We start from the raw sequence: 20902 nt of genomic DNA, 5'->3' as shown, positions 1-20902 counted from the left end.
CCCGGCCGCCCCACCGGCCAAGACAGGAGAACGCGTAGATGGGCCACTACCGCAGCAACCTGCGGGATCTGGAGTTCAACCTCTTCGAGGTCTTCGGCGTCGAGGAGCTCCTCGGCGGCGACGGCTACCCGGACCTGGACGCCGACACCGTCCGGCAGATCCTCGCCGAGGTGGACCGTTCGGCCCGCGAGGAGCTGGCGGACGCGTTCACCGAGGGCGACCGGCAGCCCCCGGTGTTCGACCCGGCGTCGCACAGCGCCCCGCTGCCGCCGGCGTTCGTCAAGGCGTACCGGGCGTTCCTGGACGCCGGGTTCTGGCGGCTCGGCGACCTGGCCCCGGAGCTCGGCGGCACGCCCGCGCCCCGGATGCTCTGGCGGGCCATCGGTGAGCTGGTGATGGGGGCCAACCCGGCGGTGTGGATCTACGCCTCCGGGCCGCCGCTGGCCAACGTGCTGTGGCACGAGGGCACGGCGGAACAGAAGGCGTGGGCCCGGATCTTCGTCGACCGCGAGTGGGGCTCGACCATGGCGCTGACCGAGGCCGACGCCGGCTCCGACGTCGGCGCGGGCCGGGCCGTGGCGACGCCGCAGCCGGACGGCTCGTGGCACGTCGAGGGCGTGAAGCGCTTCATCACCTCCGGCGAGCACGACCTCACCGAGAACATCGTCCACTACGTGCTGGCCCGGCCGGTGGGGGTCGCGGGCGCGGGCGGGCCGGGCACCAAGGGGCTGTCCCTGTTCGTGGTGCCCAAGTTCCACTTCGATCCGGCCACCGGCGAGCTGGGCGCGCGCAACGGCGTGTACGCGACGAACGTCGAGCAGAAGATGGGGCTGAAGGTCTCCAACACCTGTGAGCTGACCTTCGGCCAGCACGGTGTGCCGGCGGTCGGCTGGCTGGTGGGGGAGCGGCACGACGGCATCCGGCAGATGTTCCGGATCATCGAGTACGCCCGGATGATGGTCGGCACGAAGGCCATCGCCACCCTGTCCACCGGCTACCTGAACGCCCTGGCGTACGCCCGGGAGCGGGTGCAGGGCGCCGACCTGACCCGGATGGCCGACAAGACCGCGCCCCGGGTGCGGATCGTCGCTCATCCCGACGTCCGCCGGTCGTTGATGCTGCAGAAGGCGTACGCGGAGGGGCTGCGCGCCCTGCTCGTCTACACCGGACGCTGGCAGGACCGGATGGCGCTCGGTCCTGACCGTGAGCTCGCCGCCCGGGTCAATGACCTGCTCCTGCCGCTGGTCAAGGGGGTCGGCTCGGAGCGGGCGTACGAGCTGCTCGGGCACGAGTCGTTGCAGACCTTCGGCGGCTCCGGCTACCTGGCCGACTACCCGTTGGAGCAGTACGTCCGGGACGCCAAGATCGACACCCTGTACGAGGGGACGACCGCGATCCAGAGCCTTGACCTGGTCTTCCGCAAGATCGCCAAGGACCAGGGCGTGGCGTTGATGACGGTGGCCGCCGAGATCGGCGAGTTCGTCGGGGCCGAGGGCGACGACGACGCGTTCGCCGCCGAACGGGTCGCCCTGGGGCGGGCGGTGACCGACGTGCAGGGCGTGCTCGGCACGATGCTGGAGTGGCTGACCGCCGCCCAGGGCGGCGAGCCGCGGCAGCTCTACCTGATCGGGCTGCACAGCCGGCGGCTGCTGCTGGCCCTCGGCGACCTGTTCGTCGGGTGGCTGCTGCTCACCCAGGCCGAGGTCGCGGCGCGCGCGCTCGACCGGGCCGACCTGACCGACGGCGACCGGGCCTTCTACACCGGCAAGGTGGCGGTGGCCCGGTTCTTCGCCCGCGAGGTGCTGCCCCGGCTCACCGCCGACCGCAAGATCGTCCAGTCGGCCCGGCCCGACCTGATGGACGTGCCGGAGGAGGCGTTCTGATCCACCGTCGGACCCACCGGGCGGCGCTGGTCGGCGTCGTCTGGTGGGCCGACCTGGGCATGCTGCGCCGCTGGCAGCTCCGGCTGCTCGACGACGCCGAGCGCCGGCGGCTCGCCGCCGTCGCCCACCCCCGGCGCCGGCGGCAGTCCACCCTGGGCGCGGTGCTGCTCCGGCTCGCCGTGGCCCACCACACCGGGACGCCGCCCGACCGGCTGCGGGTACGCCGGGCCTGCCCGAGCTGCCCGGCGCCGCACGGTCGTCCCGAGCTGCCCGACCACCCGCTCACCGTCTCCGTGTCGCATTCCGGGCGGCGGGTGGCGGTGGCGGTCAGCCACCGGGCCGCCATCGGCGTGGACGTGGAACGCCTCGACCCGGACCGTCCCCCCGCCGAGCTGGCCCGCTGGTGCCGGCGGGAGGCGGTGGTCAAGGCGACCGGGGACGGCCTGCGGGTCCGGATCCGCGACGTGCGGGTCAGCCGGTCCCGGCTGCTCGCCTACCCGGGCCGGCCCGACCTGCGCGGCCGCCTGTGGGACCTGCGCCCCGGCCCCGGCTACCGGGCCGCGGCGGCCCTGGTCGCGGCCACCCCCCTGCCGACCGGGGCCCGCATCGTCGAGCGGCCCGCCGCCGCCCTGCTCCGGGGCGGGACGCCGGCGGGCCCGGCCGGCGTGCCGGCGCGACGGACCCGCCGGCGGGCGCCCCGCTGATTCCCGCCACCACCGCTCCCGGTCACGCACAAGTATTGTGCACAACTTGTGTGCACAGTTATCGTGGACGGATGCCAGAGAACCACGACCGCCCGTCCCGGTCCGTCCGGCTGGACCATCGGCAGGTCCGGGTGCTCGCCCACCCGCTGCGGCTGCGGCTACTGGGCGCGCTGCGCGTCGACGGCCCGGCGACCGCCACCACGCTCGCGGACAAGCTTGACACCAACACCGGCGCGACCAGCTACCACCTGCGGCAGCTCGCCGAGGTCGGCCTGGTGACCGAGGACCCCGACCGGGGTGTCGGCCGGCAGCGCTGGTGGCGCGCCGCGCACGACAGCAGCAACTTCGAGCCGTCCGACTACGACGACGACCCGGACGCCCGGGCCGCCGTCGAGTGGATCCAGTCCCACCAGCTCCGCTTCCTGACCGAGCACGCCGACCGGTGGCACACCGCGCGGCAGACCTGGTCGGCGCGGTGGCGGGACGCCGCCGGCATGGGCGACGCCCTGCTGGTCATCGGCCCCGACCGGTTGCAGGCCCTCGAGCAGGAGATCTGGCAGGTCGTCCAGCGCTACCAGCAGGAGTCGCCCGCCGACGAGCCCGACGCCCGGCCGGTCCACCTCTTCCACGCCGCCTTCCCGAGGACGGAGCCGGACCGGTGAGCGCGCTCACCGTACGTCAGGTCCGGAACCGGTTCCTGGTCCTGCACGGCCTCCGCTGGCTGCCGGTCGGCCTGCTGGTGCCGGTGATGATCCTGCTGATGCGGGAACGCGGTCTCACCCTGGCCCAGATCGGTCTGGTGACCGCCGTCCAGGGGCTGGTCGTGCTGGCCCTGGAGCTGCCCACCGGTGGTCTCGCCGACGCCGTCGGCCGCCGCCGGCTGCTGCTCGTCGCCAGCACGGTCAACCTCGCCTCGGGGGCGCTGCTCGTGGTGGCCGACTCGTTCGCCCTGCTGGTCGTGGTCTGGCTGCTCCAGGGCGTCTACCGGGCGCTGGAGAGCGGGCCGCTGGAGTCCTGGTACGTGGACTCGACCCTCGCCGCCGACCCGGAGGCCACCTACGAGCGGGGTCTGGGCCACAGCGGCACGGTCGGCGGCGTGGCGATCGGCGCCGGGGCGCTGCTCGGCGGCGGCCTGGTCACGCTCGGCCCGGTCGGGCCGGTCAGCGCGCTGACCCTGCCGGTGCTGGTCGCCCTCACCCTGCAACTGGTCGCCCTGGTGGCGATCTGGGCGCTCCTGGTCGAGCCCCGCCCCGCCGCCGGGGCGCGGGCGCTGCGCGCCTCCATCGCCGAGACGCCCCGGATGATCGGGCAGGCGGTGGGCCTGCTCCGCCGCTCCCGGGTGCTGCTCGCGCTGGTCGCGGTGGAGGTCTTCTGGGGCTTCGGCATGGTCACCTTCGAGTCGCTGCTGCCGGTCCGGCTCGCCGAGGTGGTGGGCGATCCCGACCGGGCGGCGGCCCTGCTCGGCCCGGCCGGCTCGGTGGCCTGGCTCGCCTCGGCGGCGGGCGCCGCCCTCACCCCGCTGCTGCTGCGCTGGTGGGGGGCCGCGCCGAGCGCCGCGCTGCTGCGGATCCTGCAGGGACTGGCCGTGCTCGGCATGGGCCTGTTCGCCGGCCCGCTCGGGGTGCTGGTCGCCTACCTGGCCTGCTACGGCGTGCACGGCGCGTCCAACCCGCTGCACATGGGTCTGCTGCACCGCCAGGTCGACGGCCCGTACCGCACCAGCGTCATCTCACTGAACTCGATGGTGGCCATGCCGGCCGGAGCGCTCGGCGGCATCGCCCTCACCGCGCTGGCCGACGCCACCAGCGTCAGCACCGCCATGCTGGTCGGCGCGGGGGTGCTGGCCGTCGCCGCGCCGCTCTACCTGCCCGCCTGGCGCGCCGCCCGCCGCGCCCCGTCGGCCCCGGTCGCGCCTGCCACCGCCCCGGCGGCCGAGACCCCCGCCACCGGTCAGGAGGCGCAGCCGGCAGAAGATCCCACCAGGCGGACGGTGGATCGCGGGGCGGAATGGGTGTAGCCGAGCCCCCGGTAGAGCCGCAACGCGCCGACGTTGTCGGTGTAGACGCCGAGCCCCACCCGGTCGTACCTGTCGAACAGGGCGCGGGTCATGCCGACGGTGAGCGCCGCGCCCAGCCCCCGACCCCGCTGCGTCGGCGTCACCGCCAGGCCGGCGAGGAAGCCGACATCGCCCCGGCTACGGTCCGCGCCACAGGCCACCAGCCGGTCACCGTCCCGGATGCCGTACCAGTCGATCACCTGCTCGTCGCCGGGGTGGGTGGTGGACTCCGGATAGGCGGCGGCCACCAGCGCGGTCAGCTCCGGCAGGTCGGCCCCGGTGAGCCGGACCACCCGCTCCGCCCCGGGGCGGGACGCGGGCGCAGCGGTGGTCCAGAGGAAGTCCCAGTCGCTGTGCCGGGCCACCGGGAGCCGGGCGGCCAGCTCGTCCGGCGATACCCGGGGCAGGTGCAGCCGCTCCCCGGCCCGGACCGTCCCGTCGGCGACGAGCGCCGCGAACAGGTCGAGCGCCGGCCCGGCCGCGCCGAAAGCCCCGCCGGCCGGTCCCGGTCCGTCGGGGAGCAGCCACGCGACGGCGTCGGGCATCAGCCAGCCCGCCGCGTCGTCGTGGCGGCCGAGGACGTGCCGGACGTACGGGTGGTGACCGGTGGCCGCCAGGAGGGGCGCCCGTCCCCGTACCGCCCGCGCTGTGTCGATCATGTCGACCAGCCTAGTCACGGGTCGGAGCCCGTCCAGGTTGGAGATTGACGATCGGACCGATTGGGTACACGACGGCCAGCCCACCCCGTACGTCTACCGGAGGACCGACATGCTCGCCATCGCCGCGGCCATCGTTTTCGGGTTTGCCCTGCTCATCGACCTGCTCAACACCGACTTCGGCGCTCCCGACCTGTTCAACTGGAACACCCTCATCCTGCTCGGCCTGCTGCTGCTCTCGCTCTACCTGGCCGGCGTCGGCAGCGGTCCGCGCGGTGGTGGCGGCGGCCGCTGGTACCGGGGCCGTCGCCCCGGGCGTGGCTGACCGCTACGGATCATCACCGGCCCGTCCCGCGCCGCGCTGCCGTCGGCGTGGGACCGGGCCGGTACTGTCTTCGTGATGGAGTCCGACGCCCTCTTCACTCTCGGTGACCCTGCGGCTGCGCCACCCGCGCCCGCCGGGTCCGGTGGCGTGAACGGCTTCGCCGCAGGCTCCGGCGCCGCCGACGCGTTCAGCGCGGTCCCGGCCGACGCGCCACTGCCGGTACGGCTGCGTCCGGCCGTCCTCGACGAGTTGGTCGGGCAGGAGCATCTGCTCGCGCCCGGCGCGCCGCTGCGGCAACTGGTCGGCGGCGCGACGCCGATGTCGGTGATCCTGTGGGGTCCGCCGGGTTGCGGCAAGACCACCATCGCCCATCTGGTGGCCCGGGCCACCGACCGTCGTTTCGTCGCCATGTCGGCGCTCACCGCCGGGGTGAAGGACGTCCGCGCCGTGATCGACGCCGCCCGCCGGCAACGCCGGGCCGGCGGGTCGCCCACCGTGCTCTTCATCGACGAGGTGCACCGGTTCAGCAAGACCCAGCAGGACTCCCTGCTCGCCGCGGTCGAGGACCGCACGGTGACCCTGCTCGCGGCGACCACCGAGAACCCGTACTTCTCGGTCATCTCGCCGCTGCTGTCCCGGTGCGTGCTGCTCACCCTCCAGCCGCTCACCGAGGACGCGGTGCGCGGCCTGCTGCGCCGCGCGGTCTCCGACGAACGCGGTCTGGGCGGCGCGTTCACGCTCGACCCTGAGGCCGAGGAGCACCTGGTCCGGCTCGCCGGGGGCGACGTCCGTAAGGCGTTGACCGCTCTCGAAGCCGCTGCGGCCTCCGCCGCCGCGCTGGGCGCCGCCCGGATCGACCTGCCCACCGCCGAGCAGGCGGTGGACGTGGCGGCCGTCCGCTACGACCGGGACGGGGACGCCCACTACGACGTGACCAGCGCGTTCATCAAGAGCATGCGCGGCTCCGACGTGGACGCGGCGCTGCACTGGCTGGCCCGGATGCTGGTCGCCGGCGAGGACGCCAGGTTCGTCGCGCGCCGACTGGTGATCTTCGCCAGCGAGGACGTCGGGATGGCCGACCCCACCGCGCTGGGCGTGGCCACCGCCGCGGCGCACGCCGTGGAGTACGTCGGTCTGCCGGAGGCCCAGCTCAACCTGGCCCAGGCGGTGATCCACCTGGCGACCGCCCCGAAGTCCAACTCGGCGACCACCGCGATCGGGGCCGCGATCGCCGACGTCCGGGCCGGTCGGGGCGGATCGGTGCCGCGGGTGCTGCGCGACGCCCACTACTCCGGCGCCCGTGGGCTGGGCCACGGCGCCGGCTACCGCTACCCCCACGACGACCACCGGGGCGTGGTCACCCAGCAGTACGCCCCGGACGATCTTGTCGGTGCGGACTACTACCGTCCATCCGGTCACGGCGCCGAACGCGCGGTGGCGGCCCGGCTGCCCCTGCTGCGCCGCATCGTCCGGGGCGGACCGACCCCGGCCGACCCGAAGCCGGCCGACCCGGGGCCTGCCGACCCCGGACGGGGCGCGCAGGACGGTCCGGCGCTTGCGGGCGGCGACGGAGCCGCCAGGGCGGACGAGGGCGGCGACGGAGCCGCCAGGAAGGGCCACCAGTGAGACCTCGTGGTGCGGAACGGCCGGAGGACGGCCCGGACGATCGGCGGGAGCCCCGGGTCAAGGGACGCCGCTGGGGACGGGGCCGGGCGGACGCGGAGCCGGAGGAGTCGGTAGGCAGCGAGGAACTCGGCTGGATCGACGACCTGCGCACCGCCAAGCGTCAGCGCTCCGAGCTGGGCCCGGAGGCGGGCGGCCCGCCGACGTCCGACGGGCCGTCGATCGACGCCGACCCGCCCCCTCCGCTGCCGGAGCCTGGTCGGGTGACCGGCGTGGCCGTTCCGCCGACCCGGCCGGGGCCGGCCGCGCGACCCCCGCAGCCGCCACCCGGCGCCTTCGGTCCGCCTGACGTTCCCGCTGGGCCCGGTGCGCCCGGGGCGGCTGGCGCTGCTCCGGGGCGGCGGGGCGCCGTCCGTCCGGACGGGCCCTGGCCCGGTTCTCCCGGTCCGGCCGTCCGCCCCGGCGTCGAGCGGACCCCGCCGGGCCGGCCAGCCGGCCGGACGCCCGTCGAGAGCGCGGCTGCCGGAGTCCGTCCCGTTCCCGACGGGGCGGAACACCACCCGCCGACCGGCCACCCGGCGGGACGCCCTCGGCCCCCGGAGCAGAACGCCCCGGTGGTCCCGGCGTCGGGTAACGCTCCTGCCGTTCCGGCGTCGGGTAACGCTCCTGCCGTTCCGGCGTCGGGTGGCGCCCCGTCGGGCCCGGCGGCCCCGGGCGTCGGGACCGGCCCGGTGCCGCCGGCTCGCGCCGCCGGGCCGGCGGGCGACGGTGGTCGCCGCCGCGCCGTCGAGGCCGGCGACGAGCGTCCGACCGGCCGGCGACGTGTCGGCGAGCAGGGTGAGCGACCCTGGCCCGGCGAGCCGAGGGACGCGCCGGTGGGTCGGCGTCGGGCTGCCGTCGAGCCGGCGGACGACCCCGCCGGTCGATCCCGTGCCACCGGGCCCGGCAGATCGCCCTCGTCCACGGGTGAGTGGTCCGTCGGTCGGCGACGTGCCGCCGAACCCTCCGACGAACCCGGCAGCCGCTCCGGAGAATGGCCCCGGCACCCCGCCGGCACGACCGGTCCCCGGTCGGCCCACGGCGATCTCCCCGCCGGGCCCGCGGACCGCCCGGCCGGCTGGGGCGCGCCGCCCGCCGCCGCGCAGCGGCCGGCGAGCGGTCCGGCCCGCCCGCCCGCGCCGCCGGTCGGCGCTGCGCCGGCGCCCGGTCCCGACGGGCCGCCGGTCGACCCCCGTGCCGTCCCTGACTCCTCATCCGCCCCGGCCGGTGGACGTGCCACCGTCGGTCGGCGTGCTGCCGCTGGCCCGTCCGGCGTCTCCGGGCCGCGTGACGCCGCTGGCCCGCCCGGGGTCCCTGACCCGCGTGCCACCGCCGGTCCACGTGTCACGGCCGGGCCGCGTGACGTCGCTGGTCCGCGTGACGCCGCGCCGCCCGTGCCGCGTACGGCAGGGCCGGCCCGCGGCACGGCGCGGCCAGGCGTCGAACCGGTCGGGCCGGCCCGCGGCACGGCGCGGCCAGGCGTCGAACCGGTCGGGCCACCCCCCGGCCCACCGCCGGCCGTGCCCGGCGGACCGTCCCGGCCCCCGGCCCCCCGGCAGACTCCGCCCGGAGGGCCACGCCCCGCCGTGGCCGGTGGTGGGTCCCGGCCCGACCCGTCCGACGGCTCGTCCCGGACCGCGCCGGACGGAGTCCGGCCCCCCCGGTCCGGACCGTCCCCCGCGGTTCCGCCCGGCGTGGCCCGCCCAGGTCCGGCCGGACCCTTCGGCCCGGCCGGGACCACCGGTCCGGCTGGCTCCGGTCCGGCTGGGTCGTCGCCGGCCCCGCCCGGGTCACCCGGCGTGGCGGGTCCGGCGCATTCCCCGGCGCCTGTGGGCCGGGCGCCGTCCGGTTCTGTCCCCGTCGGCCGGCCGACGTCCGCTCCACCGCTGCCGGCCTCGACTCCTCCGGGCCTCCCGCCCGACGGGCCGCGTCCACCGTCCCGGGACGCGCCGGGGGAGTCGCCTGCCGGCCCACCGGCCCGTGGCGCAGCCCGGCCCGCGCCGCCGTCCGCGCCGAGACCGTCGGTCGAGCAGGCTGGCCAGCATGGGCCGGGCACGCCGCCTGCCCAGCGTCCGGGTGCCGAGTCGGTCGGCCGGGCCCGTCCGCCGGCCGCGTCGGCGACACCGGGCCCCGGTCCGGTGTCCGGCCCACCGGCCCCGGCCCACGGGCCGGCGTCGGGTCCGTCGGCGTCGACCAGGGCGACGGCGTCCGGTCCGCCGGGTCCCGCCCGGGGCGCGGCGGCGGTGGGTCGCGCCGTGCCCGACCGCCCCCCGGCGGACATCGGCCGCGACCGGCCGGGTGGCCCGGAACGTCCCGGTGGCCCCGAGCGACCGGGCGGCTCCGAGCGCTCCGCTGACTCTGGGCGTCCCGGTGGCCCTGACCGAGCTGGCCTCCCCGACCGGCCCGGTGGCCCTGAGCGTCCCGGTGGCTCCGGGACGGTGCCGGGAGACCGTCCCGGCCTGCCGACCGACCGACCGTCGGGACCGCCGCCGGTCGCCCGTGCCGCCGTCGTGGCGCCCGGCGGCCCGGCCGGTCCGCCGGCGCTACGTCCCGCCGCGGGGCACGACGGCGGGCCCGACGCAGGGGACGACGGTCACCTGGCCGGCAGCAGCCGAGCGGGTGACGACGGTTCGTCCGCCGGTGGTCCGCTCCGCGCCGCCCGCTCCCAGTTACGCCGGCAGATCCGGGAACGGCGTCGGCTCCGCCTCGGCGTGCTCGTCCTGGTCAGCCTGCTTCTGCTCGGCGCGGTGCCGGCGTTCTTCGCCGTGGGCGCTCTCAGCCGGGATCCGGTCTTCGACGCGCTGGACGCGCTCGAGGTGCCGGTCTGGGCCGAGCAGACGACCGTCGACAACGTCAGTGGCAGCCGCTGGTGCCTGCAGGACTGCCGGCTGCGGGAACGCACCGCCGAGTCCGAGCGTCCCGCCGAGGAGACCGCGGCGGAGTACGAGCGGGCGCTCACCGCCACCGGCTGGGAACCCTGGTCGGTGGAACGCTGCCCGGAGCAGCCGGCGCCCGGCCGGTACACGTGCTGGCGGCGGGACGAGCTGACCCTCGACCTCTGGGTCCGGCCACCGACCTGCGTGCCGCCGCCGGTCGACGGTGAGCCGGCCATCCCGCCCTCGCCGCAGCCGACCCCGGCCGAGCCGACCGGCGACTGCACGGGATCGTCCGTGTCGATCAAGGTCCGCAACGCGATCGACGACGACCGGACCCGGCCGCAGCCCAGCACGGATCCCTCGCTCACCGGCGAGGATCCCTTCCCGACCTTCACCGACGACCCGCTGCTGGAGCTGACACCGTCACCGTCCTGAGCCGCCGTCCATCACTGACGGTAGGGTCTGGGGCTGGCGGGCCCGACGTCGACGTCCGACCAGGTCCGGCGTCGGCCCGGCAGGCCGTGACGACGTCGCGTGGCTGGGGTGGACGACGGGTCCACGACGACTTTGAGGAGGACACGCGTGGAGCTTGGAGAGGTCGCGGCACTGGTGGCGGCCATTGCGTTCGCGATGCTGGTGCTGATCCTGACGTTGCCGATCCTGCGGTTGCGGCACACCGTCGACGCCACTACCCGGATGATCAACGACCTCAACGACCGGACCGCGCCGTTGCTGGGCAACGTCAACGCCACGGTGGAGAACGTCAACACCGCCCTGACCCAGGTGCAGACCTCGCTCGACGGGGTGAACCTCCAGCTCGCCAAGGTCGACACGATGACCAGTCACGCGCAGAACGTCACCGCGAACGTGGCGAACCTGGCGACCGTGGTCTCCGCCGCCGCCGCCAACCCGCTGGTCAAGGTCGCCGCTTTCGGGTACGGCGTGCGCAAGGCCGCCGCCACCCGCCGGCACGCCGAGACCGAGCGCGAGGTACGCGACACGATCAAGCAGCAGCGTCGGGCCGCCAAGCGCGGCAACCGCTGAGCCGGTAGCGGGAGGATGAGGGCATGAGGCGTCTGTTCTGGCTCGGCATCGGGCTGGCTGTCGGGGTGGTGGTGGTCCGCAAGGCCACCCGCACCGCGCACGCGTACACCCCGCAGGGTCTGGCCAGCTCGCTCACGGAATCGGCTGGCGGGCTGATGGAGTCGCTGCGTAGCTTCGTGGAGGACGTCCGGATCGGGATGGCCGAACGCGAGCAGGAGATTCACGAGGCGTTCGCCCGGGGCGAGGCGTACGAGGACCAGTTCGCCGAGTTGCGGGAGGACCCGCGCATCGGTGACCGAGAGATCTTTCCGGAGGAACCCCAGCGATGAAGACGGCGGAGATCAAGCGGCGGTTCCTAGCCCACTTCGAGGCGAACGGCCATGCCGTGGTGCCGTCCGCTCCGCTGCCCGCCATCAGTGACCCGAACCTGCTGTTCGTCAACGCCGGCATGGTGCAGTTCGTCCCGTACTTCCTGGGTCAGCAGACTCCGCCGTACGCGCGGGCGACCAGCGTGCAGAAGTGCATCCGTACCCCGGACATCGACGAGGTCGGCAAGACCAGTCGGCATGGCACGTTCTTCCAGATGAACGGCAACTTCTCCTTCGGTGACTACTTCAAGGCCGGGGCGATTCCGCTGGCGTGGGAGCTGTCCACCAGGCCGGTCGGGCAGGGTGGGTTCGGCCTGGACCCGGAGCGGGTGTGGGCGACGGTCTACCTCGACGACGACGAGGCGTTCGGTATCTGGCGTGAGGTCGGTCTGCCGGCCGAGCGGATCGTCCGGCGGGGCAAGAAGGACAACTTCTGGTCGATGGGCATTCCCGGCCCGGCCGGCCCCTGCTCGGAGCTGTACTACGACCGGGGCCCGGAGTACGGGCGTTCCGGTGGCCCGGAGGTCGACGAGGACCGTTACCTGGAGTTCTGGAACCTCGTCTTCATGCAGTACGAGATCGCGGACGTGACCAGCAAGGAGCACTTCCGGATCGTCGGTGACCTGCCCCGCAGGAACATCGACACCGGGATGGGGCTGGAGCGGATGGCGTCCCTGCTCCAGGGTGTCGACAACCTCTACGAGATCGACGAGGTCCGGCCGATCCTGTCCCGCGCCTCCGAGCTGACCGGGAAGCGGTACGGGGCGCGTTCCGGCCACGTGGCCGCCGAGTCCCACCCGGACGACGTGCGGCTGCGGGTGGTCGCCGACCACGTGCGGACGGCGTTGATGCTGATCGGTGACGGGGTCACCCCGGGCAACGAGGGGCGTGGCTACGTGCTGCGCCGGATCATGCGGCGGGCGATCCGGGCGATGCGGCTGCTCGGTTACCAGGACCGGGCGTTGCCCGAGCTGCTGCCGGTGGCCCGGGACTGCATGTCCCCGTCGTACCCGGAGCTGGCGGGTGAGTTCGACCGGATCTCGCAGTACGCGTACGCCGAGGAGGACGCGTTCCTGGCGACGTTGCGGGCCGGCACGACGATCCTGGACACCGCGATCGCCGAGAGCAGGCAGGCGGGTCGGGCGGCGCTGTCGGGGGACAAGGCGTTCCAACTGCACGACACGTACGGCTTCCCGATCGACCTGACCCTGGAGATCGCCGCCGAGCAGGGGTTGACCGTCGACGCGGAGGGCTTCCGCCGGCTGATGGCCGACCAGCGGTCCCGGGCCAAGGCCGACGCGCGGGCCCGCAAGACCGGGCACACCGACCTGACCGCGTACCGGTCGGTGCTGGACACCGGTGGCCCGGTCGTCTTCACCGGCTACAGCGAGACGTCCCGGGAGTCGCGGGTGCGGGCGCTGCTCTCCGGCGGCACGTCGGTCGCGGCGGCGGTCGAGGGCGACACCGTCGAGCTGGTGCTCGACGCGACCCCGTTCTACGCCGAGGGTGGTGGCCAGCAACCCGACCAGGGCCTGATCACCGTCGGCGGCGGCGAGGTCGAGATCTTCGACGTGCAGCAGCCGGTGCCCGGCCTGGTGGTGCACCGGGCCCGGGTGCGCCGGGGCGAGGTGCGCGCCGGGGAGACCGGCTTCGCCGAGATCGACATCACCCGGCGGCGGGCCATCTCGCGTTCGCACACGGCCACCCACCTGGTGCACCAGACCATGCGTAACTTCCTCGGCGAGTCGGCGACCCAGGCCGGTTCGCTGAACGCTCCGGGTCGGCTGCGGTTCGACTTCAACACCCCGACCGGGGTGGCCCCGAGCGTCCTGCACGACGTGGAGCAGCAGGTCAACGAGGTGCTGCTGGCCGACCTGGAGGTGCACGCCTTCGTCACCTCGCTGGAGGAGGCCCGCCGGATCGGCGCGATGGCGCTGTTCGGCGAGAAGTACGGCGACGAGGTGCGGGTCGTCGAGGTCGGTGACTACGCCCGGGAGCTGTGCGGCGGCACCCACGTGGACCGCTCCGGCCAGCTCGGCCTGGTCAAGATCCTCTCCGAGTCGTCGATCGGTTCCGGGGTACGCCGGGTCGAGGCGCTGGTCGGCATGGACGCGTTCCGCTTCCTGGCCAAGGAGCACCTGCTGGTGGCCCGGCTCGCCGAGCTGTACCGGGTGCCCAGCGACCAGGTCGCCGACCGGGTCGAGCAGACCGTCACCCAGCTCCGCGACGCCGAGAAGGAGCTGGAGAAGCTCCGCGCCCAGTTGGTGCTGGGCGGGGCGGCGGCCCTCGCCGCGCAGGCGAGGGACGTGCGCGGGGTCGCGTTCGTGGGCACCGAGGCGCCGGAGGGCGCGGCCGGCAACGACGTGCGGACCCTGGCCCAGGAGATCCGGGGCCGGATCGATCCGGCGCGGCCGGCGGTGGTCGCGGTGGCGGCCCGGGCGAACGGCAAGGCGTCCCTGGTGGTCGCGGTGAACGGCGCGGCCCGCAGCCGGGGTCTGGCCGCGAACGACCTGGTCAAGGCGGCCTTCTCCGGCCGGGGCGGGGGCAGCCCCGACCTGGCCCAGGGCGGCGGCCTGCCTGCTGCCGAGGCGGCGAACCTGCTGCTCACGGTGGAGAAGGCGATCAGCGACGCGTGACCGACCAGTCGACGCGCACCAGGGCGGGCCGTACGGTCCGCCCTGGCGCGTTATACCGGGGAGTGAGCCGGAGTGAATGAATTCTCCCGAGGTGTCCGGCTCGGCGTGGACGTCGGGCAGGTCCGGGTCGGGGTGTCGATCTGTGATCCTGGTGGCATCCTGGCCACCCCGCTGGTCACCCTCGCCCGCGACCTGACCAGCGCGGACGACCGTGTGCCGGGCGACATCGCCGAGCTGGCCCGGCTGGTGGACGAGCACGAGGCGGTCGGGGTGGTGGTGGGTCTGCCGGTGAATCTGGCCGGCCGGCACGGGCCGGCCGCGGTTCACGCGACCTCGTACGCGAAGCTTCTGGCTGGTGTAATAGCGCCTGTTCCGGTGACGCTGACCGACGAGAGGATGTCGACCGTGGTGGCTTCTCGTAGGCTGGCCGAGCGGGGCGTCCGGGGGAAACGGCAACGCGCGGTGGTGGACCAGGCCGCCGCGGTGGAGATTCTGCAGAGCTGGCTAGACGCACAGCGGAGGCGGACGTAATGATCGACGATCTGGATCTCGGTTTCGACGAACGGGACCGGGGCGAGAAGGGCCGGCACCGGCGCAGCGCCATGCGCAAGCGCGACGGCAAGGGCGGTGGCGCCGGCAAGACCGTCCTCGCCCTGATGCTGGCCCTGGTCCTGCTCGGCGCGATCGGCGGTGGCGCCTTCTACGGCTTCGACCGGGTGCAGAGCTACTTCGTCACGCCCGACTTCGACGGCAGCGGCGGCGGCGAGGTGACCATCGAGATCAAGCAGGGCGCGCTGATCGCCGACGTGGCCAACACGCTGTACGCCGCCGGGGTGGTCAAGAGCGCGCAGGCGTTCATCGACGCGGCCGAGGAGAACTCCCGCAGCAAGAACATCCAGCCCGGCACCTACAAGGTCCGCAAGGAGATGAGCGGCGAGAGCGCGCTCACCATGCTGCTCGACCTGAAGAACAAGATCGTCAACGGGATCACCATCCCCGAGGGCCGCACCGCCAAGCAGACGTACGAGCTGCTCGCCAAGGAGACCAAGATCCCGGTGGAGGACTTCGAGGCGGCGGCGAAGGATCCGGAGGCGCTCGGCGTGCCGGACTGGTGGTTCAACCGCACCGACGGCAAGCCGGTCAAGAAGTCGATCGAGGGCTTCCTCTTCCCGGACACCTACGAGATGCCGCCGAAGGCCACCGCCGAGGTCATCCTCAAGGAGATGGTGGCGCACTTCCTCACCGTCACCGGGGGCATGGAGTTCGCCGAGCGGGTGGAGAAGGAACGCGGCGGGATCAGCCCGTACGAGGCCCTGATCGTCGCCTCCCTCGCCCAGGCCGAGGCCGGCACCAAGGCCGACCTCGGCAAGGTCGCCCGGGTCGCCTACAACCGCGCCTACAGCGGCACCTTCCCGTGTAGCTGTCTGGAGATGGACGTCACGGTCAACTACTACCTGGAGGCGACCGGGCAGCGGACCAAGTCCTCCAAGCAGATGACCGCCGCCGACCTGGACAACCCGAGGAACCCGTACAACCGCAAGCTGCGCGGCATGATCCCCACCCCGATCAACAACCCGGGCAAGGACGCGCTGGAGGGCGCGATGGACCCGCCGGAGGGGAAGTGGCTGTTCTTCGTCGCGGTCGACAAGGAGGGCAACTCCGAGTTCGCCGAGACGTACGAGCAACACCAGAAGAACGAGGCGAAGGCCCGCGAGGCCGGCATCATCTGATGACGCCGCAACGTCGGGCGGCGGTGGTCGGCACGCCCATCGCGCACTCCCTCTCCCCGGCGATCCACACCGCCGGGTACGCGGCGGCCGGGCTGACCGGGTGGTCGTACACCCGGTTCGAGTGTGACGCGGCGGGGCTGCCCGCCCTGGTCGCCAGCCTGGGCCCGGAGTGGGCCGGGCTGTCGGTGACCATGCCCGGCAAGGAGGCGGCGCTCGCCGTGGCCGCCGAGGCCTCCCCGGTCGCCGCCGCCGTCGGCGCGGCCAACACGCTGGTACGCCGACCCGACGGCGCCTGGTACGCCGACAACACCGACGTCACCGGCATGGTCGACGTGCTGACCGCGGCCGGCGTCTCCTCCGGCGCGACGCTCACCGTGCTCGGCGCCGGCGGGACGGCCCGGGCGGCGCTGGCCGCGGCGGCCCGGCTGGCCGCGACGGCGGTGACCGTGCTGGCCCGTCGGCCGGCGGCGGCCGAGGAGTTGCGGCCGGTCGCCGGGGCGCTCGGGTTGCCGCTGGCCGTCGCCCCGCTCGGCGACGCCCCCGCCCACCTCGACGTCGACGTGCTGGTCTCCACGCTGCCGAAGGGCGCCGCCGACCCGTTCGCCGAGCTGGCCGCCTGGCGGCCCGGCACGGTCTGCTTCGACGCGATCTACGACCCGTGGCCGACCCCGTTGGCCGCCTCCGCGCAGGCGGCCGGCTGCCGGGTGGTCTCGGGGCTGGACCTGCTGCTCGCCCAGGCGGTCGGTCAGTTCGAGCAGTTCACCGGGGCGCCCGCCCCGGTCGAGGCGATGCGCGCCGCGCTGCGGTTCCGCTGACCGCCGACGCCGTCTGCCGTGATCCACTCCGCATCGCCGATGTGGCGGTGTCGGCCTGACCGGACACCCCCCTTTCCGGGAAGCGGAGTCGATCACGTCAGAGTGGGTCGGCGCGTCCGGTCGGGTTGATCGACTCCGGTTTCGCTGATCTGGCGGCGTCGGCTCGAACGGACACCCCCGTCTCCAAGAGCCGGAGTCGATCACCTGGCGTCCTGGGGTGGTCAGGCTCCTGCGGCGGCTTTGAGGTCGGTGGCGCGGTTGGTGTGTTCCCAGGTGAGGTCGGTGAGGTTGCGGCCGAAGTGGCCGTAGGCGGCGGTTTGTTGGTAGATGGGGCGTTTGAGGTTGAGGTCGCGGATGATGGCGGCGGGGCGGAGGTCGAAGACTTCGGTGACGGCTTTGTGGATGCGGTCGAGGGGGATGGTTTCGGTGTGGAAGGTTTCGATGTGGAGGCTGACGGGGTGGGCTTTGCCGATGGCGTAGGCGATTTGGGCTTCGCAGCGTTCGGCGAGTCCGGCGGCGACGATGTTCTTGGCGACCCAGCGCATGGCGTAGGCGGCGGAGCGGTCGACTTTGGAGGGGTCTTTGCCGGAGAAGGCGCCGCCTCCGTGGCGGGCGTAGCCGCCGTAGGTGTCGACGATGATTTTGCGGCCGGTGAGGCCGGCGTCGCCCATGGGTCCGCCGATTTCGAAGCGGCCGGTGGGGTTGACCAGGAGGCGGTAGCCGGTGGTGTCGAGGTCGAGGTTGTCGAGTTCGGGGGTGATGACGTGGTCGCGGATGTCGGGGGTGAGGAGGGTGTCGAGGCTGATGTCGGCGGCGTGTTGGGTGGACAGGACGACGGTGTCGAGGCGGATGGGGCGTAGGCCGTCGTATTCGATGGTGACCTGGGTTTTGCCGTCGGGGCGGAGGTAGGGGATGGTGCCGTTTTTGCGGACGGTGGCGAGGCGGTGGGCGAGGCGGTGGGCGAGGGCGATGGGTAGGGGCATGAGTTCGGGGGTTTCGGAGCAGGCGAAGCCGAACATCATGCCTTGGTCGCCGGCGCCTTGGGCGTCGAGGGCGGATTCGCTGCCTTCGGTGCGTAGTTCGATGGCGTTGTCGACGCCTTGGGCGATGTCGGGGGATTGGGCGCCGATGGAGACGCTGACGCCGCAGGAGGCGCCGTCGAAGCCTTTTTTGGAGGAGTCGTAGCCGATGCGGAGGATGGTGTCGCGGACGATGGTGGGGATGTCGGCGTAGGCGTTGGTGGTGACTTCTCCGGCGACGTGGACCTGTCCGGTGGTGATGAGGGTTTCGACCGCGACGCGTGAGTGGGGGTCCTGGTCGAGCAGGGCGTCGAGGATTCCATCGCTGATCTGGTCGGCGATCTTGTCCGGATGGCCTTCGGTGACCGATTCGGACGTGAACAGACGGCGAGTCACAGTGCTCCTCTCGGAAGGTGGCGACGTCCGCCCCAGGTGGACGGTCGTCGGGGTCACGAGCGCTCCGGTGGCGGGTCAGACGGCGACCGGAGCGGGTGACGGGGCGGGGTCGGGTCGGGACGCTGCGGGAACCGGCCGGGGCGTCGTGGGGTCGGGCCGGGGCGTCGCCCCGCGGACCAGGTCGACCAGGGCGGCCGGATCGGCCGGCGGTCGCCAGCCCCGCCAGGCCACGTACCCGTCCGGCCGGAGCAGCGCGAACGGCCGCCGGAACCGTCGGGACGACGCCGCGTCGGAACATTCCCGGACGGTGAGCGGCACGCCCGCGGCGGCGAACGCGGCCCGCAGCGCGGGCACGCCCGGCGGGTACGGCACGTCGACGCGCGGCGACCAGCGGCCCGTCAGGCACACCAGGGTGAAGCCCGGGCCGGGGAGGTCGGGGCCGACCGGCGTCGCGGCGGACGGGACGGGCGGCGCCGGCATGCCCGGCCGGGCCTCGTCGGTCGGGTCGACTCCCGCGTCCGGCGCGTCGGTCGGGTCGGTCGCCGGGTCCGACGCGACGCCGGTCGGGTCGGTCGCCGGGTCCGGCTCGTCGGCGGCGACGATGGCCGACCGGTAGCGCTGCCGGGCGTACGGAGTGGACGGTCCGTCGCCGGGCCGGGGGCGTCGTTCGTCGGCGAAGCTGTCCAGCAGCCCGTCACCCGCCCAGCCCCGCAGCGTGGCGGCGAGCTTCCAGGCCAGGTTGACCGCGTCGTCGACGCCGACCCCCTGCTGCTCCGCAGCGGACCCGGCGGGCGGGACCACTCCACACCGGAACAGCCGACCGTGCCGTCGGAGGATCGCCGCGCCGACGCCCGGTAGCAGGTCACGCGCAGGGTGCGAGCCGACCGGATCGCCGCCGCCGGTCGGCAGGGACGCCCCGTCACAGGCCACCAGGTAGCCGGCGGTCAGCACGAGCGCCGTCGACGTACCCGGGTCGGTGACCCGGGCCAGCACCCCGTCGTCGTACGCGGCGATCGCGTCGAGCCGGCCCGGTGGGCGGACCGGGGCGGCGGAGCGGGTCGTCGGGGGCGTGACCGGGGCGACCGGGGGCGTCGACGTGGCCGGGCGCGTCGCCGGGAGGGTGGCCGGGTCGACCGGCTCCCGGTCGAGCGTGGCGCGGACCACGGCCACGCCGTGCCGCCTCAACTCGGCCACGAGCGCCAGCCCGACCGGCCCGTCCCCGACCACCAGCACGTCCGTCCGGTGTCGTCCGCTGCTCGCCATGTCCCGTCCGTTCCCCCACGACCGCCCTGCCCGCCGCGCCCGGCTCCCCGACGCCCGTGGCAGGACGGTAGGGGAGCGGGGCCGAGCGCGCCTCCAGGCTGACTCGAAGCGGACGCCCGCCCGCCGCGCTCAGCCGGGTGACGCGTCCGAGGGTCATGCTTCCCGACATCGGCTCTTCATGGGTGCGCAGTCCGCAGGGCGGGACGCCGTGGCCGGGCCGGTGCGGGCGCGCCGGGGCATGCCAGACTGGTGCCGTGTTGCGTTGGCTTACCGCAGGTGAATCACATGGTCCCGCCCTGGTCGCGCTGCTGGAGGGGGTTCCCGCCGGAGTGGCCGTGACCAGCGGGGAGATCGCCGCTGAGCTGGCCCGACGCCGCCTCGGTTACGGCCGGGGGGCGCGGATGTCCTTCGAGCAGGACGAGATCGAGGTCATCGGTGGGCTCCGGCACGGGTTGACCGTCGGCAGCCCGGTGGCCCTCCGGGTGGGCAATTCCGAGTGGCCGAAGTGGCGCACCGTCATGGCCGCCGACCCGGTGGACCCGGACGAGCTGGCCAGCCAGGCGCGCAACGCGCCGCTGACCCGGCCCCGCCCCGGGCACGCCGACCTGGCCGGCATGCAGAAGTACGGCCACACCGACGCCCGGCCGATCCTGGAGCGGGCCAGCGCCCGGGAGACGGCTGCCCGGGTGGCCGTCGGCACGGTCGCGAAGGCCCTGCTGCGGCAGGCTCTCGGCGTCGAGATCGTCTCGCACGTGGTGGAGCTGGGCGCGGTCGCGGCGAAGCCGGGGCTGCGGCCCACGCCGGCCGACGCCGACCGGATCGACGCGGACCCGTTGCGCTGCCTCGACGCGGAGGCCAGCGCCCGGATGGTCGCCGAGGTCGACGCCGCGAAGAAGGCCGCCGACACCCTCGGCGGCGTGGTCGAGGTGCTCGCCTACGGGGTGCCGCCGGGCCTGGGCAGTCACGTCCAGTGGGACCGGAAGCTCGACGCCCGGCTCGCCACCGCGCTGATGTCGATCCAGGCGATCAAGGGCGTGGAGATCGGTGACGGCTGGCAGCAGGCGCGGTCCCGGGGCTCCGAGGCGCACGACGAGATCATCCCGACCGCGACCGGCGTGCGGCGGGTCACCGACCGGGCCGGTGGCCTGGAGGGTGGCATCACCACGGGTGAGCCGCTGCGGGTGAAGGCCGCGATGAAGCCGATCTCGTCACTGAACCGGGCGTTGGCCACGGTGGACGTCACCACCGGCGAGCCGGCCACCGCGATCAACCAACGGTCGGACGTCTGCGCGGTGCCGGCGGCGGCGGTGGTCGCCGAGGCGATGGTCGCCCTGGTGCTCGCCGAGGCGGCCACCGAGAAGTTCGGCGGCGACTCGGTGACCGAGATCCGGCGCAACCTGGCCGGCTATCTCGACGCCCTGGTGATCAGGTGACGGCGGGCACGCCGGCCGGAGCGGGTCCCGTCGGCG

General features: G+C 74.4%; 17 protein-coding genes. 14 read left to right on the top strand and 3 right to left on the bottom strand.

Annotated elements, in window-relative coordinates:
• The first annotated feature begins 38 nt into the window (after window positions 1-38).
• From O7606_RS08510 to O7606_RS08495, 4 genes are all read left to right on the top strand, one after another.
• On the top strand, window positions 39-1883 hold the full coding sequence (locus O7606_RS08510) for an acyl-CoA dehydrogenase (RefSeq protein WP_281598510.1): 1845 nt from the start codon (window positions 39-41) through the stop codon (window positions 1881-1883).
• Between the two features lie 59 nt (window positions 1884-1942).
• Window positions 1943-2587, top strand: a complete 645-nt coding sequence (locus O7606_RS08505; RefSeq protein WP_281598509.1) for a hypothetical protein — start codon at window positions 1943-1945, stop codon at window positions 2585-2587.
• A gap of 71 nt (window positions 2588-2658) precedes the next feature.
• A complete protein-coding gene (locus tag O7606_RS08500; protein WP_281598508.1) occupies window positions 2659-3249 on the top strand; it encodes a winged helix-turn-helix domain-containing protein in 591 nt (196 codons plus the stop codon).
• A complete protein-coding gene (locus O7606_RS08495; RefSeq protein WP_281598507.1) occupies window positions 3246-4604 on the top strand; it encodes an MFS transporter in 1359 nt (452 codons plus the stop codon). Before O7606_RS08500 ends, O7606_RS08495 begins: the two co-directional genes overlap by 4 nt.
• Here O7606_RS08495 and O7606_RS08490 read toward each other — a convergent pair.
• Window positions 4538-5302 (bottom strand): GNAT family N-acetyltransferase, encoded by a 765-nt coding sequence (locus O7606_RS08490; protein WP_281598506.1) that lies wholly within the window; start codon window positions 5300-5302, stop codon window positions 4538-4540. The two genes, O7606_RS08495 and O7606_RS08490, sit on opposite strands and share 67 nt — an antisense overlap.
• A 109-nt stretch (window positions 5303-5411) precedes the next feature.
• Between O7606_RS08490 and O7606_RS08485 the strand changes: the two genes are divergently transcribed.
• The 9 genes from O7606_RS08485 (at window position 5412) to O7606_RS08445 (ending at window position 16755) form a co-directional block, all read left to right on the top strand.
• On the top strand, window positions 5412-5624 hold the full coding sequence (locus O7606_RS08485) for a hypothetical protein (RefSeq protein WP_281598505.1): 213 nt from the start codon (window positions 5412-5414) through the stop codon (window positions 5622-5624).
• Window positions 5625-5699: 75 nt separating this feature from the next.
• Entirely contained in the window at window positions 5700-7250 is a 1551-nt protein-coding gene (locus tag O7606_RS08480; protein WP_281598504.1) for a replication-associated recombination protein A, read from the top strand.
• A gap of 2717 nt (window positions 7251-9967) precedes the next feature.
• On the top strand, window positions 9968-10597 hold the full coding sequence (locus O7606_RS08475; RefSeq protein WP_281599562.1) for a hypothetical protein: 630 nt from the start codon (window positions 9968-9970) through the stop codon (window positions 10595-10597).
• Window positions 10598-10744: 147 nt separating this feature from the next.
• Window positions 10745-11206, top strand: coding sequence for a DUF948 domain-containing protein (locus tag O7606_RS08470; protein ID WP_281598503.1), 462 nt, complete (start codon window positions 10745-10747; stop codon window positions 11204-11206).
• Between the two features lie 23 nt (window positions 11207-11229).
• Complete coding sequence (locus O7606_RS08465; RefSeq protein WP_281598502.1) at window positions 11230-11535, top strand: hypothetical protein; 306 nt, start codon at window positions 11230-11232, stop codon at window positions 11533-11535.
• A complete protein-coding gene (gene alaS, locus O7606_RS08460) occupies window positions 11532-14210 on the top strand; it encodes an alanine--tRNA ligase (protein WP_281598501.1) in 2679 nt (892 codons plus the stop codon). Before O7606_RS08465 ends, alaS begins: the two co-directional genes overlap by 4 nt.
• A gap of 72 nt (window positions 14211-14282) precedes the next feature.
• On the top strand, window positions 14283-14741 hold the full coding sequence (gene ruvX, locus O7606_RS08455; protein ID WP_281598500.1) for a Holliday junction resolvase RuvX: 459 nt from the start codon (window positions 14283-14285) through the stop codon (window positions 14739-14741).
• Entirely contained in the window at window positions 14741-15940 is a 1200-nt protein-coding gene (gene mltG / locus O7606_RS08450) for an endolytic transglycosylase MltG (protein ID WP_281598499.1), read from the top strand. Before ruvX ends, mltG begins: the two co-directional genes overlap by 1 nt.
• A complete protein-coding gene (locus O7606_RS08445) occupies window positions 15940-16755 on the top strand; it encodes a shikimate dehydrogenase (RefSeq protein WP_281598498.1) in 816 nt (271 codons plus the stop codon). Before mltG ends, O7606_RS08445 begins: the two co-directional genes overlap by 1 nt.
• 221 nt (window positions 16756-16976) lie before the next feature.
• Here O7606_RS08445 and metK read toward each other — a convergent pair whose 3' ends face one another.
• Window positions 16977-18170 (bottom strand): methionine adenosyltransferase, encoded by a 1194-nt coding sequence (gene metK, locus O7606_RS08440; protein WP_281598480.1) that lies wholly within the window; start codon window positions 18168-18170, stop codon window positions 16977-16979.
• Window positions 18171-18245: 75 nt separating this feature from the next.
• Window positions 18246-19433, bottom strand: a complete 1188-nt coding sequence (locus tag O7606_RS08435; protein WP_281598497.1) for an FAD-dependent monooxygenase — start codon at window positions 19431-19433, stop codon at window positions 18246-18248.
• Window positions 19434-19687: 254 nt separating this feature from the next.
• On the opposite strand from O7606_RS08435, the gene aroC reads away from it, so the two are divergent.
• Complete coding sequence (gene aroC / locus O7606_RS08430) at window positions 19688-20866, top strand: chorismate synthase (protein WP_281598496.1); 1179 nt, start codon at window positions 19688-19690, stop codon at window positions 20864-20866.
• Window positions 20867-20902: the final 36 nt, after the last annotated feature.

Source organism: Micromonospora sp. WMMD882 (assembly GCF_027497255.1).
In the GTDB taxonomy this organism is placed as follows: Bacteria; Actinomycetota; Actinomycetes; order Mycobacteriales; family Micromonosporaceae; genus Micromonospora.
The sequence above is the reverse complement of the archived record's forward strand: the minus strand, read 5'-3'. Positions and strand labels throughout refer to the sequence as shown.

Coding starts and splice junctions, on each gene's coding strand:
- O7606_RS08510 (WP_281598510.1), top strand. CDS start 39: ATGGGCCACTACCGCAGCAACCTGCGGGATCTGGAGTTCAACCTCTTC.
- O7606_RS08505 (WP_281598509.1), top strand. CDS start 1,943: ATGCTGCGCCGCTGGCAGCTCCGGCTGCTCGACGACGCCGAGCGCCGG.
- O7606_RS08500 (WP_281598508.1), top strand. CDS start 2,659: ATGCCAGAGAACCACGACCGCCCGTCCCGGTCCGTCCGGCTGGACCAT.
- O7606_RS08490 (WP_281598506.1), bottom strand. CDS start 5,302: ATGATCGACACAGCGCGGGCGGTACGGGGACGGGCGCCCCTCCTGGCG.
- O7606_RS08485 (WP_281598505.1), top strand. CDS start 5,412: ATGCTCGCCATCGCCGCGGCCATCGTTTTCGGGTTTGCCCTGCTCATC.
- O7606_RS08480 (WP_281598504.1), top strand. CDS start 5,700: ATGGAGTCCGACGCCCTCTTCACTCTCGGTGACCCTGCGGCTGCGCCA.
- O7606_RS08465 (WP_281598502.1), top strand. CDS start 11,230: ATGAGGCGTCTGTTCTGGCTCGGCATCGGGCTGGCTGTCGGGGTGGTG.
- alaS (WP_281598501.1), top strand. CDS start 11,532: ATGAAGACGGCGGAGATCAAGCGGCGGTTCCTAGCCCACTTCGAGGCG.
- mltG (WP_281598499.1), top strand. CDS start 14,741: ATGATCGACGATCTGGATCTCGGTTTCGACGAACGGGACCGGGGCGAG.
- O7606_RS08445 (WP_281598498.1), top strand. CDS start 15,940: ATGACGCCGCAACGTCGGGCGGCGGTGGTCGGCACGCCCATCGCGCAC.
- O7606_RS08435 (WP_281598497.1), bottom strand. CDS start 19,433: ATGGCGAGCAGCGGACGACACCGGACGGACGTGCTGGTGGTCGGGGAC.